The organism is Xaviernesmea oryzae (genome assembly GCF_900109605.1).
Lineage (GTDB): Bacteria > Pseudomonadota > Alphaproteobacteria > Rhizobiales > Rhizobiaceae > Xaviernesmea > Xaviernesmea oryzae.
Window position 1 is genome coordinate 235,615 of the sequence record NZ_FOAM01000006.1, and the last position, 13,311, is coordinate 248,925.

General features: G+C 66.2%; 14 protein-coding genes. 7 read left to right on the forward strand and 7 right to left on the reverse strand.

Going from position 1 to position 13,311, the window contains the following annotated elements; all coding sequences use genetic code 11:
* Genes BMX61_RS09755 through mnhG form a run of 3 tightly spaced genes read left to right on the forward strand, consistent with a single transcriptional unit; the run spans position 1 to position 1,138 of the window.
* On the forward strand, positions 1 to 489 hold the full coding sequence (locus tag BMX61_RS09755; protein WP_075626852.1) for a Na+/H+ antiporter subunit E: 489 nt from the start codon (positions 1 to 3) through the stop codon (positions 487 to 489).
* Positions 486 to 767 (forward strand): K+/H+ antiporter subunit F, encoded by a 282-nt coding sequence (locus tag BMX61_RS09760; RefSeq protein ID WP_075626851.1) that lies wholly within the window; start codon positions 486 to 488, stop codon positions 765 to 767. Before BMX61_RS09755 ends, BMX61_RS09760 begins: the two co-directional genes overlap by 4 nt.
* On the forward strand, positions 764 to 1,138 hold the full coding sequence (gene mnhG, locus BMX61_RS09765) for a monovalent cation/H(+) antiporter subunit G (RefSeq protein WP_075626850.1): 375 nt from the start codon (positions 764 to 766) through the stop codon (positions 1,136 to 1,138). The genes BMX61_RS09760 and mnhG overlap by 4 nt, the downstream gene beginning before the upstream one ends.
* Positions 1,139 to 1,152: 14 nt before the next feature.
* Here mnhG and cobM read toward each other — a convergent pair whose 3' ends face one another.
* Together cobM and cbiE are read right to left on the reverse strand one after the other, a co-directional pair.
* Entirely contained in the window at positions 1,153 to 1,917 is a 765-nt protein-coding gene (cobM, locus tag BMX61_RS09770) for a precorrin-4 C(11)-methyltransferase (RefSeq protein ID WP_075626849.1), read from the reverse strand.
* Between the two features lie 178 nt (positions 1,918 to 2,095).
* On the reverse strand, positions 2,096 to 3,328 hold the full coding sequence (gene cbiE, locus BMX61_RS09775) for a precorrin-6y C5,15-methyltransferase (decarboxylating) subunit CbiE (protein ID WP_234794641.1): 1,233 nt from the start codon (positions 3,326 to 3,328) through the stop codon (positions 2,096 to 2,098).
* A 37-nt stretch (positions 3,329 to 3,365) separates the two neighbouring features.
* Between cbiE and BMX61_RS09780 the strand changes: the two genes are divergently transcribed.
* The gene (locus BMX61_RS09780) at positions 3,366 to 4,124 is read left to right on the forward strand and encodes a cobalt-precorrin-6A reductase (protein ID WP_075626847.1); all 759 of its coding nucleotides are present in this window, start codon (positions 3,366 to 3,368) and stop codon (positions 4,122 to 4,124) included.
* Here BMX61_RS09780 and BMX61_RS09785 read toward each other — a convergent pair.
* The 5 genes from BMX61_RS09785 to cobF all read right to left on the reverse strand — a co-directional run bounded on the left by BMX61_RS09785 (position 4,103) and on the right by cobF (position 8,612).
* Positions 4,103 to 4,918 (reverse strand): precorrin-3B C(17)-methyltransferase, encoded by an 816-nt coding sequence (locus BMX61_RS09785; RefSeq protein WP_075626846.1) that lies wholly within the window; start codon positions 4,916 to 4,918, stop codon positions 4,103 to 4,105. The genes BMX61_RS09780 and BMX61_RS09785 overlap by 22 nt on opposite strands.
* A complete protein-coding gene (locus BMX61_RS09790) occupies positions 4,915 to 5,658 on the reverse strand; it encodes a precorrin-2 C(20)-methyltransferase (protein WP_075627035.1) in 744 nt (247 codons plus the stop codon). Before BMX61_RS09790 ends, BMX61_RS09785 begins: the two co-directional genes overlap by 4 nt.
* 5 nt (positions 5,659 to 5,663) lie before the next feature.
* Entirely contained in the window at positions 5,664 to 6,296 is a 633-nt protein-coding gene (locus tag BMX61_RS09795; RefSeq protein ID WP_075626845.1) for a precorrin-8X methylmutase, read from the reverse strand.
* A gap of 2 nt (positions 6,297 to 6,298) precedes the next feature.
* Positions 6,299 to 7,669 carry a hypothetical protein gene (locus tag BMX61_RS09800; protein WP_075627034.1) on the reverse strand — a complete coding sequence of 457 codons (1,371 nt, stop codon included), beginning with the start codon at positions 7,667 to 7,669 and terminating at the stop codon, positions 6,299 to 6,301.
* A 178-nt stretch (positions 7,670 to 7,847) separates the two neighbouring features.
* On the reverse strand, positions 7,848 to 8,612 hold the full coding sequence (gene cobF, locus BMX61_RS09805) for a precorrin-6A synthase (deacetylating) (protein ID WP_075626844.1): 765 nt from the start codon (positions 8,610 to 8,612) through the stop codon (positions 7,848 to 7,850).
* 495 nt (positions 8,613 to 9,107) lie between these two features.
* Between cobF and BMX61_RS09810 the strand changes: the two genes are divergently transcribed.
* From BMX61_RS09810 to BMX61_RS09820, 3 genes are all read left to right on the forward strand, one after another.
* The gene (locus BMX61_RS09810; RefSeq protein WP_092742500.1) at positions 9,108 to 10,880 is read left to right on the forward strand and encodes a type I secretion system permease/ATPase; all 1,773 of its coding nucleotides are present in this window, start codon (positions 9,108 to 9,110) and stop codon (positions 10,878 to 10,880) included.
* Positions 10,877 to 12,193: an HlyD family type I secretion periplasmic adaptor subunit gene (locus tag BMX61_RS09815; protein ID WP_075626843.1), complete on the forward strand. Its 1,317-nt coding sequence runs from the start codon at positions 10,877 to 10,879 to the stop codon at positions 12,191 to 12,193. The genes BMX61_RS09810 and BMX61_RS09815 overlap by 4 nt, the downstream gene beginning before the upstream one ends.
* Positions 12,194 to 12,397: 204 nt before the next feature.
* Positions 12,398 to 13,300 (forward strand): DMT family transporter, encoded by a 903-nt coding sequence (locus BMX61_RS09820; protein WP_075626842.1) that lies wholly within the window; start codon positions 12,398 to 12,400, stop codon positions 13,298 to 13,300.
* The last annotated feature ends 11 nt before the right edge of the window (positions 13,301 to 13,311 follow it).

Consider the following 13,311-nt stretch of genomic DNA (forward strand, 5'->3'; position numbering starts at 1 on the left):
ATGCGCTATTGGTTCCCCTTCCCTTTCCTGTCGCTCGGCCTGCTGACCTTCTGGGTGCTGATCAGCCAGTCGACCTCGCCGGGCACGTTGCTCCTGGGCGGAATCCTGTCGGTCGCGCTTGCCTGGGCCATGGTCAATCTCTCGCCGCACAAGACGGTGCCCGGAAGGGTGCGACCGGTGTTCCGGCTGGTCGGCGCTGTTGCCGTCGATATCGTCCGCTCCAACATCGCCGTGCTCAAGGTCATGCTCGGCCGGCGCGGCAAGCCCGCCACCGCCGGCTTCCTGCAGATCGAGCTGACTTTGACGGACGAAAACGCCATTGCCGTGCTCGCCTGCATCCTCACCGCCACGCCCGGCACCGCCTGGCTGGAATTCGACCGCACATCGCGCCGGCTGACGCTTCATATTCTCGATACGGCCGATGGCATGGACTGGCAGCACATCATCAAGACCCGCTATGAGCGGCCGCTTGCGGAGATTTTCCAATGAGCGAACTTCTGATCATCTGGTGCATGTTGCTGGCACAGCTGATGCTCGGCGTGGCCATGGCCTGCACGCTCTATCGCATCATCTTCGGACCGCGCGCGCAGGATCGGGTGCTGGCGCTCGACGCCCTCTATGTGAGCGCCATGCTGATGCTGCTGACGTTCGGCATCCGCACCGCCAATACGATCTATTTCGAGGCGGCGCTTGTTATCGCCGTGCTCGGCTTCGTCTCCACCATCGCCTTCGCCAAATTCATGATGCGCGGCGAGGTGATCGAATGACCGTTCTCGACCTGCCGCTCTGGGCCGCTCTGCCGGTCTGCATCCTGCTGCTTCTGGGCGCCGGCAATGCGCTGGCGGGCGCTATCGGCCTGTTGCGGCTGAAAAGCTTCTATGCCCGGCTGCATGCGCCGTCGCTCATGACCAGCGGCGCCACCATCCTCATCTGTCTGGCCTCGATGATCACCTTCGCCGTGCTGCAGAACCGCTGGATCTTCCACGAACTGGCGATCATCGCCTTCATGATGATCACCACGCCGGTGACGCTGATGATGCTCGGTCAGGCCGCGCTCTACCGCGACCGCGCAGAGGGCTCGAAGGAAGTGCCGCACAAGGAGGCGGGGCTGAGAGAGGAAGCAGCCGTCGAGGAGTAGGAGCAGCCTGCTGCCTATTCACCGCGCCCGCGAAAACGGCGCTGGTAGCCGGCATCGTAGAGCGCGCTTTCGCGGAAATCCGCGCTATCGTCCAGACCGCGTCCGACGAAGACGATGGCCGTGCGCTCGATCGGCTCGGCCTGCACCTCGGCCTCGATCGTGGCAAGCGTCGCGCGGATCACGCGCTCATCCGGCCAGGACGCCTTGACGACGATGGCAACAGGGCAATCACCACCATAAAGCGGCGTCAGCTCCTCAACGATCCGATCCAACGCATGAATGGCCAGGTGAATGGCAAGCGTCGCGCCTGTCGCACCGAATCCGGCTAGCGTCTCCCCCGCCGGCATCGGCGAGGCGCGGCCGGACAGGCGGGTCAGCACCAGGCTCTGTGCCCGGGCGGGCTGGGTCAGTTCGCGACCGAGCGACGCGGCGGCGGCGGCAAAGGCCGGCACCCCGGGGGTCAGCGTATAGGCTATGCCGCGTGCCTGAAGCCGGCGGATCTGTTCGGCCACCGCGCTCCAGACCGAAAGATCACCCGAATGCAGCCGTGCCACATCCAGGCCCGCTTCGGCGGCACGCACATATTCCGCCTCGATCTCATCGAGCGACATAGGAGCGGTATCGACGATGCGCGCCCCGGGCGGGCAATAGGCGAGCAGCTCCTTCGAGACGATGGAACCGGCATAGAGGCAGACCGGACAGGCCGCGATCAGGTCGCGCCCGCGCACCGTAATGAGATCCGCAGCTCCTGGCCCGGCACCGATGAAATGAACGGTCATAGAAATTCCTTCGTCAGGCGCGCTCGTGCGACAAGATCGCGGGCGTGAGGCGGCGAACCATCTGCGCGGCTTTCGCCATATCGCTCACATTGCGGGACATTGTTCTTCACGAAAAATCGCGAATGAAGCAAGGGCGACGGTCACCCATGCCGTGCGCCGGCCGGCGGCTCGCGACAGTTCATACCCGGATCGCCGCCGTCTGATCGTCCGGCTTGGTCCAGACCCATTGAGTGATCGGCATGGCCGGACGCCAGCCGGTCATGCCGCCGATGGGCGAAGCGGAGGACAAGGCAATGCGCGTCAGCGATCCGCCGAGCCGGGCATGATGGTCGAGGAGCAGCCGTTCCATCTCGATGGTCACGGCATTGGCGACCAGACGACCACCGGGCCTCAGCGCCGCAAGTGCCGTCGGCATGACACCCGGCTCGCTGCCGCCGCCACCGATGAAGATCGCATGCGGCGGCTCCAGCCCTTCGAGTGCCGACGGCGCCTGTCCCGGCACCAGCTTTAGGCCCGGCACGCCGAAGGCGATGGCATTGCGGCCGATGCGCTCGGCCCGCGCCGCATCCGCTTCGATCGCAATTGCACTCAAGGACGGATCGGCCAGCATCCATTCGATGGCGATGGAACCGGAGCCTGCGCCGACATCCCAGAGCAGTTCACCATAGCGGGGCGCCAGCGCCGACAGGGTCAACGCCCTGACCGCCTGCTTGGTGATCTGCCCGTCATGCTCGAACAGGCTGTCGGCAAGGCCTGGCGTGAAGGGCAGCACCCGCGCACCTGCATCCGCCACCACCTCGACGGCACAAAGGTTCAGCGCAGCGATATCCTTAAGCGCGAAGGCGTCGGCGCGATGGCGGGTGAGCCGCTCGGCATCGCCGCCCATCGCTTCGAGAACGGTGACCGTCGAGCCACCAAAGCCGAGATCGACCAAAAGCCCGGCAAGCGCGGTCGGGCCCTTCTCGTCCGAGGTCAGGGCCAGGATCCTGGCGCCGGGGTGAAGATGCGGCCGAAGGAGATCGAGCGGCCGGCCATGCAGCGACAGGCAAATCGTCTCCTGCAGGGGCCAGCCAAGCCGTGCCGCAGCCAGGCTGAAAGCCGAAGGCGCGGGGATGGTGCGCATCGCGCGCGCGTCGAGGTGACGGGAGAGCGTGGCGCCGACGCCATAGAGAAAGGGGTCGCCCGAGGCGAGCACGACAGTGGGGCGCCCGCGCGCGGCCAGTACCGCCTCGATCGAGCGGGAGAAGGGGCTGAGCCAAGGCTGCGCCGCACCCGTGATCATCGGCGCCGCCAGCGCCAGGTGGCGCGTCCCGCCGAAGACAAGCGCGGCCGCCTTGAGCCGCAGCTTGGCCTCTGTCCCAAGACCGGCTAGACCATCCTCGCCAATGCCAAGTATGGTGAGCCATGGCATTGGCGGCTCTGAGACGGCAGAAAACTGGGCATCATCCATGGGCGCGCGCCATCATATTCTGATCCTCGGCGGCACGACCGAGGCGCGGCAACTTGCCGAAAGGCTGGCCGAGGATGGCCGTTACGCGGTGACCCTGTCGCTTGCCGGCCGCACCGAGACGCCGCGTCCACTGCCGGTGCCCGTGCGCATCGGCGGCTTCGGCGGCGTCGAAGGACTGGTGGCCTATCTCAAGCACAGCGCCGTCACGCAGCTGATCGACGCCACCCACCCTTACGCCGCGCGCATCTCGGCCAATGCGGAAATCGCGGCCGGCCGCAGCGGTGTGCCACTTCTCGTTCTGCGCCGGCCCGGCTGGGCCGAGATGCCGGGCGATCGCTGGCGCAGGGTGTCCTCCGTCGCCGATGCCGTGGCAGCGCTCGGATCCGTGTCCCGACGTGTCTTCCTCGCCATCGGGCGGCAGGAGGCCAGCCTTTTCGAACAAGCGCCCCAGCACCATTATCTCGTGCGCAGCGTCGATCCCATCGTGCCGAGGCTTGACCTGCCGCATGCGCGCTTCATCGAGGCCCGAGGCCCTTTCCCGCAAGCCGAAGAACATGCCTTGCTCTTGAGCGAAGGGATCGAGGCGATCGTCGCCAAAAACAGCGGCGGCACCGCCACCTATGGCAAGCTTGCGGCGGCGCGGGCGCTCGGCATCGAGGTGATCCTGGTCGACCGTCCACCGCCGGGCACGGCCCCACGTGTCGGCACGATCGAGGCGGCGCTCGATGCGCTGGCTCATGGTGCGCTCTTTTCCTGATCGCTGCCTTGAGCGCCAGTGGCGTAGCGCGGCGTGTAGACGAGATCCGCCTGGCCGGGCCTGGCAATGATGCGGGTCTCGGCGCTGCCGATAATCACGCAGGTCGCCATATCCGCCAGCGCCGGATCGGCCTCGGACAGCGGCAAAACGCGGATCGCCTCATCCGGACGACCGGCAGCGCGGCCGAAGATCACGGGAACCGTCGCGGGCAGAACGGCGCGCAGCGTGGTAAAGGCTTCGCCAAGCTGCCAGGGCCTTGCGCGGCTGATCGGATTGTAGAGCGCGATCACCAGCCCGGCTTCCGCCGCAAGCTGCAGCCGCCTGACGATCAACGGCCAGGGCTTGAGATTGTCCGAGAGCGAAATCGCGCAGAAATCATGGCCGAGCGGCGCGCCGGCGCGGGCGGCGACGGCCAGCATGGCGGTGACCCCCGGCAGGATCTCCAGCTCGACATGGCCGAACGCCTGCGGGTCCCGATCGATGGCCTCGCACACGGCCGCCGCCATGGCGAAGACACCGGGATCGCCGCCCGAGACCATGCAGACCCGATGGCCGGCGCAAGCCTGTTCCAGCGCATGACTGGCGCGGGCCAGTTCCTCGCGATTGTCCGAGGAGATGCGCTGTTGATGTGGCTTTAGCGCGAGACGGTCGAGATAGGGACCATAGCCGAAAAACAGCTCGGACGCCTCGACGGCAGCCTGGGCGTCCGGCGTCATCTGCCCTGGCGCGCCCGGCCCGGTGCCGATCACCGTCAACCGCCCCGCGCCCCTGGCATCAGATGATTGCGCGCTCATCGCCGCCCCTTCCAGCCGGGAACCAGCACCAGCGAGAAATAGGGAGCGGCATCGTCCACCTTTTCCGGCAGCGGCACCATCGCGGCGTTGGCCATGGTGCCACGCTCGACATAGACGGCCTCGGCAAGCTTGCCGACGGCGGCCAGCGCCCGGCGGATCTTTGGCAGGTTGCGTCCGACCTTCATGATCACTGCGGCTTGCGTATCGGCCAGCCGCCGGGCCAGCTCGGCCTCGCTCAAAGTGCCGGGCAGAACGGAGAGAATATCGTCACCTTGGACGATTGGCAGGCCGGCGACCGACCAGCAGCCGGACATGGCGGTGATGCCAGGAATGACCTCGGCGGAAAACGTGCCGGCAAGGCGCACATGCAGATGCATGTAGGAGCCGTAAAACAAGGGATCGCCCTCGCTCAAGACCGCGACCGTGCGGCCAGCCGACAGGTGGGCGGCGACGGCCTCGGCCGAGCGATCGTAGAAATCCGTGATCTGGCTCTTATAGTCGTCGTGATCCTTCTCGATCTCGGTAGTCACGGGATAATAGAGCGGCAGCTCGACAATACCGGGCTTGAGAAGTCCGTCCACGATGGCCCGGCCATTGCCCCGCCGCCCCGCCTTGGCGAAAAAGGCCAGCACATCGGCACTTTCGAGCGCCCGCAGGGCCTTGACCGTCAGGAGTTCGGGGTCGCCGGGACCAGTGCCAACACCGATCAGCCTGCCGGAAAGAGGAAGCACCTCCGCCATCGCGCTCACAGCCCCGGCCTTGCCAAGGCGTTGATGGCGGCAGCGGTGATGGCGCTGCCGCCCAAACGGCCGCGCACGATGGCGAAAGGCACCCCATAAGACTGCGCCGCCAACGCCTCCTTCGATTCCGCCGCACCGACAAAGCCCACGGGCATGCCGAGGATTGCCGCCGGCTTCGGCGCGCCGTCGCGCAAGAGTTCCAGCAGATGGAACAGCGCGGTCGGCGCATTGCCGATGGCGACCACGGCGCCTTCCATGCGCGCGCCCCACAGATCGAGCGCGGCGGCCGAGCGGGTATTGCCGATCGTCCTGGCGATCTCAGGCGTTTCGGTGTCCCGCAACGTACAGATCACCGCGTTGCCCGCGGCGAGGCGTGCCCGCGTGACCCCGTCCGCAACCATGAAGGCATCGCAGAGGATCGGTGCGCCGCCGGCAAGCGCCGTCCGTGCGGCTTCGACAAAATCTGGGGAGAACACGAAATCGCGCGCCGCCTCCGGCAGGCCGCAGGCATGCACCATGCGCACCGCGATCTCGGCCTCTTCGGCCGAAAAACGGGAAAGATCCGTTTCGGCGCGGATAATGGCGAAGGACTGCCGGTAGATGGCATCGCCATCGCGGATATAATCGTAATCGGGCATGCCTATCCCTGTTGAAGCGCCACGGCAATCGTCTCGGGAGTGAGCCGCATGAGGCAGGCGCCAGCCGACTCGCCGGCGGCACTGGCACCCGCGACGAGCCCGGAAAGCCGTGTCAGTGCCTTGTCCAGGTCGTCCGCGTCAAGGGTGAAGCTGAAGGCATCGCTGGCACGGCCGTTGACGATCAGGCCAAGCCGGCCCTGCACCGATCCACCGACCAGCGTGAGCGTGGCCTTTTTGGGCAGGGCGCAGCCCTTGGAACAGCCCGACACATGCAGGCTCAGTGTTCTATCGAAGAGCGGCGCCAGCGTCTGCGCGGCGCGCTCGGCAAGCATTTTGGTCTCGATCGTCGCCGAGGCACAGGCCGGCTGGCCGGCACAGGCAGCAATGCTAAGTGCGGGATGATCGGCCCGGACGATGAAGCCGAGCGCCTCGGCCCTGATGCGCAGCTGCTCGACTGCATGCAGATCAAGGCCGGTGACGATCAGCCCATGGCCGGGCGCCAGCCGGAGATCGCGGGCGCTGAGGGCCTCCGCCGCCTCCAGCAGCAGATCCAGCGCTTCCGCCCGGGCCTGGCCAAAAGCAAAACCAAGGCCGAGCGCCGCGCCATGTGGGCCGAGATCGACAGGCCCGATCATCGCCTGGCCTTTCCGGCGCGCCGGCGGCGGATCGGCATCCGGCCAGGGAGTAAAACCCAACGCTTTCAGATCGAGATCGCGGCCACGACATGAGGGCCCACCTGCGGCAAGCGCCTGCAGACAGGTCCGCACGGCCGCCAGGAGATCGCCGGAGCCGAACGGTCCGACCGCATGGGGGCCGAGGAACAGGACCCACCGGTCGCGCGCGACCGCGCGCAGACGCAGATCGGCAATCAATCCGGAAAGATCGACACGGCCGCCCTCATCGATAACGATGGACAGCTTCGGGGCAAGACGGGCAGAAAAACCAGGCGCACGTGCCTCCTCGTCGTCAAGCAGGCCACGTAGCTGCGCGGCAAGGTCTCGCCCGCTGGAAAGCGCCAGATCGTCCAGGCCGCAGAGCGGCGACACTTCGACAGCAGGCCCTTCGGCCAGCGGAAAACCCTGGGTCTCGACGGCGCGCGCGAATGGACCTGCACTCTCCTGCGTGAGCCCGCGCACCTGCAGGCTGCCCCGCGCAGTGATTTCGACAAGGCCGGAGCCATGGGCGCCGGACGCCGCCAGCACGGACCGGAAAAGGGCAATGGAGAGCGCGGGATCGATAGGCCGCAGCCGCGCGAGCAGGCCATCGCCTGTCGGCATCGGAGCGGCAAGCGTCGGACAGGCGCCGCGCCGGCGCGCGCCCTGGCCGGCCTCAGCCGCTTCGCTTTCCTGCCTTTGCGCGATCGCGCCGTCCATGGCCTGATTCGGCGTGGTCCCGACGCCGCCTATGTTTTGCGAGCGGTCTTCATAGCGCATCTCGAGCTTGGCGACAAAGCGCCGGCAAGCCATCATTGGCCTCGGTTATGGCGACGGGCGGGCTGAAGCGGCAGACAGAAAACGGGAGCGGTTTTGGCAGGACGCTTTTTTGCGACCGTCACGTAGAAGGGAGAGGCTTGCGCAGGAGGTAGATATCCATGATCCAGCCATGAGCCGCCCGCGCTTCGGCGCGCCGGGTCGCGATCTCCTGGCGCACCGAGCCCAGCCGGCCGGAGATGACGATCTCCTGGGGCATGCCGAGATAGGCGCCCCAATAGATCTCGGCATCGGGATCATCCAGCGCCAGAAAGGCCTGCTCTCCGTCGAGCATGACCACCGCCGTCTCACGCGTCTCGGGAAAATCCTGCGAGAGACGTCGGCCCGTCGTGATGGTCACCGGCTGGCCGATGCCGTTGAGCGGGATCTGGTGACGGGCGGTCAGCAGCTGAAGGCTGGTGATGCCGGCAATCACGTCCAGCGAGAAATCCAGCCCCGTGGCCTTGACCCGGTCGAGAATGCGCAGAGTGCTGTCGTACAGCATGGGATCTCCCCAGACGAGAAAGGCCCCGGTCTGGGCTTCGCCGAGATGGCTGGCGATGAGACGGGCATGATTGTCCGCAAGCGCGGCGTGCCACGCATCGACGCTGTCGCCATAGGCAAGACCCTCCACCTGCCGCTTCGGCACGGAAAAGCCGATATGGCGCTGGTCTGCACGTGTTCCATACGTTGCGATCACCTGGTGGCGCACGGCCGCAAGCTCGGCCTTTTCCTCGCCCTTGTCGGGCAGGAACAGAACGTCAGCGGCATTCAGCGCCCTGACGGCCTCGATCGTGAGGTGATCCGGATTGCCGGTGCCGATGCCGATCACTTTGATATGCCGCATGCTGCCTCCTCTTTCGCGCTATCGGGAGACCCGATCGGCGGAAAAAGGTCAAGCTGGAAGGTTGAGCGAAAGCGCGCTCCGGGCTGTATTTTCAGCGACCCGCCGCAATTCGGCCGCTGATTGGCGATAAGGGCTGCGCGCGCAGGAGAGGGCCATGGCATGCGCGATCGGCTTCAGATGCTCTGCAAGCAGAGCGAGCGCAGATCATGCGAGAGCGGGGCAACAGCTGAACGAATCTTTAAGCTGGATCTGATCTAAACTTGACGATGCCGCACTGATTCTGCTTTCGCCGATCCACCTGCGAAGGCGGATCGCAGGCTCGGCACATGACGCGGCGGACCATGGCAGGCGAAGCCGGGAATGAGGGCCACGTCGGCGGCGGTGGCAGCCGTCCATGACGCGTCGCCTCTCGCCGCGCATTTTGATTGAGATCGGCATGGGCGTCTGACGAAACAGGCAGGCGCCGCTCCGGATCGAGGGCACATCGGGGAAAGCATGATGAAGACCCAGACAAAGGCAGGCAGCGTCGAGCCGGGTGACGCGCTCAAGAGCTGCCGGAGCGCCTTTATCGGCGTGGCCATCGCCAGCGCGCTGGTCAACCTGCTTTATCTCACCGGCTCCTTCTACATGCTCGAGGTCTATGACCGCGTTCTGCCCTCGCGCAGCATTCCGACGTTGATCGCGCTGAGCGTGCTGGCGCTGCTTCTCTATGCCTTCCAAGGCGCGTTCGACATGATGCGCGGGCGCATGCTCGTGCGCATCGCCAATGCGCTGGATGAGGCGATGACCGGGCGCATCTACCGCGCCGTGGTCCAGGCGCCGCTGAAGGTCAATATGCCGGGCGACGGCCTGCAGGCGCTGCGCGACTTCGACCAGGTGCGCGCTTTCTTGTCCGGCACCGGCCCGACGGCCTTTTTCGACCTGCCCTGGCTGCCGCTCTACATTCTCATCTGCTTTCTTTTCCATCCGTTGATCGGCACGGTCGCGATCATCGGCTCTCTGATCCTGATTGCACTGACTTTCCTAACCAATCGCGGCACGCAGCTGCCGTCCCGCCGGGCGGCCGAAGCCGGCAACCAGCGCAATGCTTTCGCCCAGGCCTCGCGCCGTAATGCAGAGGTCGTTCAGGCCATGGGCATGCTCGGGCGCATGTCGGCGCTGTGGGCCGAACGGAACGGCACCTACCGCGAGGAAAACCGCATCACCTCCGACGTCGGCAATGGCTATGGCGCGGTCTCCAAGGTCTTCCGCATGGCGCTTCAGTCAGGCGTTCTGGCCACCGGTGCCGTGCTGGTGATCGAAGGCATGGCGTCGCCCGGTATCATCATCGCCGGCTCGATCCTGACGGCGCGGGCTCTTGCGCCGGTGGAACTGGCCATCGGCAATTGGCGCGGCTTCGTGTCCGCTCGCCAGAGCTGGCAGCGGCTGAAGGACATGATGACCGCCCTGCCCGAGCGGCCCGCCCCGCTGGAGCTGGCGCCCCCGCGCGAGCGGCTGACGGTCGAAGGCCTGGCTGGCGGCCCGCCCGGCGCCCAGCGCCTGATTTTCGGCGACATCAATTTCACCGTCCACGCCGGCAGTGCGCTGGGCATCATCGGTCCGAGCGCCTCGGGCAAATCCTCGCTCGCCCGTGCGCTGATCGGCATCTGGCCGTCCTTGCGCGGCTCCGTGCGGCTCGATGGCGCTGCCCTCGACCAGTGGGACAGCGACCGCTTAGGACAGCACATCGGCTATCTGCCCCAGGACGTCGAACTCTTCGCCGGCACCGTGGCGCAGAACATCGGCCGGTTCAGCGACAATGCGACGGCGGAAGCCGTGGTCGCCGCCGCCAAGGCCGCCCGCGTGCATGACCTGATCCTGCGCCTGCCGAACGGCTACGAAACGGAGATCGGCGATGGCGGCACGGCCCTGTCCGCCGGCCAGCGCCAGCGCGTCGCGCTCGCCCGCGCGCTGTTCGGCAATCCCTTCCTGGTCGTGCTCGACGAGCCCAATTCCAATCTCGACGCAGAGGGCGAACAGGCCCTGTCGGAAGCCGTGATGAGCGTGCGCGCCCGCGGCGGCATCGCGCTTGTCATCGCCCACCGGCCTAGCGCGCTTGCCGCGGTCGATCTGGTGCTGATGATGAAGGACGGGCGCATGCAGGCCTTCGGCCCACGCGACGAGACGCTTTCCCAGATCCTGCGGCGCGAGGCGCCCCGCCCTGTCGCGGCATCCGCTGGCGGCCCGCCGGCGCTGAAAGTGGTTGAAGACAAGGAAGCCGGCGAATGACCTCTGGCAAGCCCGCAGGCGGCTCGGCCCGCAATTCTCTCAGGCGCCACATGCTGGCGATCGGCGTCATGTCGCTGGTTCTCGTCGGCGGCGTCGGCGGCTGGGCCGCGACCACCTCCCTGTCGAGCGCCATCGTCGCCGGCGGCACCGTCGTGGTCGAAAATAACGTCAAGAAGATCCAGCATCTGACCGGCGGCATCGTTGGAGAACTGAAGGTCAGCGAAGGCGACCGGGTGGAAGCGGGCCAGGTGCTGATCCGGCTCGATGGCACCACGGTGCGCGCCAACCTGTCGATCGTACAAAACACGCTCGCCCAGCTCTATGCCCGCCGCGCCCGGCTGATCGCCGAGCAAACGAATGCGCAGAGCTTCGACATTCCCGAGCGCATCGACGCGCTGACGGACAGCGCCTCCGCCCGGCTTCTCGAAGAAAGCGAGCGCAAGCTGTTCGACAGCCGACGCAGCGCGCTCGCCGGCATGAAGAGCCAGCTCGCCTCGCGCAAGACGCAGCTGGCGGACGAGGTTTCGGGCTTGACGATGCAGCTGGCCGCCATCGCCGATGCGCTGAAACTGATCGAGCAGGAAATGACCGGCCTCGACAAGCTCTATGCGCAGGGTCTCGTCTCCATGCAGCGGGTGACCACCCTGAAGCGCGAGCAGGCCCAGCTCGAGGGCGACCGCGGCGCGCGTCTTGCGTCCCGCGCGCAGGCGCAGGGCAAGTCGAGCGAAATCGACCTACAGATCCTGCAGCTCGACGAAGACCGCCGCACCGAAAGCGCCAAGGAACTGACCGAGGTCGAAGCCCGAATCGCTGAATATGAAGACCGGCGGGTTGCCGCACTCGATCAGCTGAAGCGCCTCGACATCACCTCGCCCATTGCCGGCCGCGTCTACCAGCTCGCCGTCCACACGGTAAATGGCGTCGTCAATCCAGGCGAGCAGCTGATGCTGGTCGTGCCGGAAGCCGACAATCTCACCGTGGAAGCCCGCGTCAACACCACGGATATCGACCAGATCCGGCTCGGCCAAGCGGTGGAAGTGCGCTTCAGCGCTTTCAACCAGCGCACGACGCCCGTTGTCGACGCCGAGGTGGTGAACATCGCGCCGGATCTGGTCACCGACCAACGTACCGGCGTCTCTTACTATCCCTTGCGCATCCGTCCGAAACCGGAAAGCCTGGCCAAGCTCAACGGCCTCAGCCTTTATCCGGGCATGCCGGCGGAAACCTACATCAAGATCGCCGACCGCACCGTGGTTTCCTATCTCGCAAAGCCGCTGACCGAGCAGATGCAGCGCACCTTCCGCGAGGACTGACCGGCCGGCCACACAGCGTGGCCCTTGAGCCGCCAGACAAACCGACGGCGACAGGCCTTGCCGGTCGCCACGCGGCACAAAATTTCGGCGCGCGGCGGAAAACCGTCACAGGCCTCGCGTGGTTGTGCTAAGCGGACCACAGGAATTTGATGCGCCGCACAATGCCGAGCTCCGTCGCCGGATTGCGGCGGCAGGACGCTTTTCATGCACGCTCGACGCAACGGCTATGTTTTCACGCTTCTCGCCATCGTGATCTTCACGATGCAGGATGCCGTCTCCAAGCATCTGGGCGCGATCTACCCGCCTGTCGTGATCACCATGATCCGCTATTGGGCCTTCGCCATCTTCGTGGTGCTGATGGCCGCGCGGGCGAAGGGCGGGCTGAAAGCCGCGATCCGCACCCGCCGACCGATCCTGCAGCTGATGCGCGGCGTCCTGCTGGCCGGGCAGATCGTCACGGTCATCTTTTCCTTCACGCTGGTCGGCCTTGCCCATACGCAGGGAATTCTCGCCGCCGGGCCGATCTTCATCGCCCTGCTTTCGATGGTCCTTCTGGGCGAGCGCGTGGGCTGGCGGCGCTGGAGCGCCATCGGTGCCGGCCTTGTCGGCGTGCTGATCATCATCAATCCCGTGGGAACGATCGAGCCTGCGATCCTGGTGCCGCTGCTCTGCTCGGCCTTTTTCGCGCTGTATGCGGTGGCAACCCGCCTGGTCAGCCGCGAAGACAGCGCCTCCACCAGCTTCTTTTACACAGGCATTGGCGGCGCACTCGTCACCAGCCTCATCGGCCCGTTCTTCTGGCAGCCGCTGGCCGTTCACGACTGGGGCTGGATGGCGCTTCTCTGCCTCACCGGCATGTCCAGCCATTTCTTCCTGATCAAGGCCTATGAATATCTCGACGCGTCCGAGGTGCAGCCGATCAGCTACATCCAAGTGGTCTTCGCCTCCATCGTCGGCGTCACCGTCTTCGGTGAAACACTGACCCCCAACATGATCGTGGGCACCGCCATCGTCGTCGGCGCTGGCATCTTCACCATCTGGCGGGAAAGCGTCGTCGGCCGCCGCACGGCACCGCCGGCGGAGGTGAAGGCGACGGGCGATCTTTGATCTGTCGTTGG

Bases quoted from the DNA above. Each gene is read 5' to 3' on its own strand.
- BMX61_RS09755 (WP_075626852.1), top strand. From the start codon at position 1: ATGCGCTATTGGTTCCCCTTCCCTTTCCTGTCGCTCGGCCTGCTGACC.
- BMX61_RS09760 (WP_075626851.1), top strand. From the start codon at position 486: ATGAGCGAACTTCTGATCATCTGGTGCATGTTGCTGGCACAGCTGATG.
- mnhG (WP_075626850.1), top strand. From the start codon at position 764: ATGACCGTTCTCGACCTGCCGCTCTGGGCCGCTCTGCCGGTCTGCATC.
- cobM (WP_075626849.1), bottom strand. From the start codon at position 1,917: ATGACCGTTCATTTCATCGGTGCCGGGCCAGGAGCTGCGGATCTCATT.
- cbiE (WP_234794641.1), bottom strand. From the start codon at position 3,328: ATGCCATGGCTCACCATACTTGGCATTGGCGAGGATGGTCTAGCCGGT.
- BMX61_RS09780 (WP_075626847.1), top strand. From the start codon at position 3,366: ATGGGCGCGCGCCATCATATTCTGATCCTCGGCGGCACGACCGAGGCG.
- BMX61_RS09785 (WP_075626846.1), bottom strand. From the start codon at position 4,918: ATGAGCGCGCAATCATCTGATGCCAGGGGCGCGGGGCGGTTGACGGTG.
- BMX61_RS09790 (WP_075627035.1), bottom strand. From the start codon at position 5,658: ATGGCGGAGGTGCTTCCTCTTTCCGGCAGGCTGATCGGTGTTGGCACT.
- BMX61_RS09795 (WP_075626845.1), bottom strand. From the start codon at position 6,296: ATGCCCGATTACGATTATATCCGCGATGGCGATGCCATCTACCGGCAG.
- BMX61_RS09800 (WP_075627034.1), bottom strand. From the start codon at position 7,669: ATGGACGGCGCGATCGCGCAAAGGCAGGAAAGCGAAGCGGCTGAGGCC.
- cobF (WP_075626844.1), bottom strand. From the start codon at position 8,612: ATGCGGCATATCAAAGTGATCGGCATCGGCACCGGCAATCCGGATCAC.
- BMX61_RS09810 (WP_092742500.1), top strand. From the start codon at position 9,108: ATGATGAAGACCCAGACAAAGGCAGGCAGCGTCGAGCCGGGTGACGCG.
- BMX61_RS09815 (WP_075626843.1), top strand. From the start codon at position 10,877: ATGACCTCTGGCAAGCCCGCAGGCGGCTCGGCCCGCAATTCTCTCAGG.
- BMX61_RS09820 (WP_075626842.1), top strand. From the start codon at position 12,398: ATGCACGCTCGACGCAACGGCTATGTTTTCACGCTTCTCGCCATCGTG.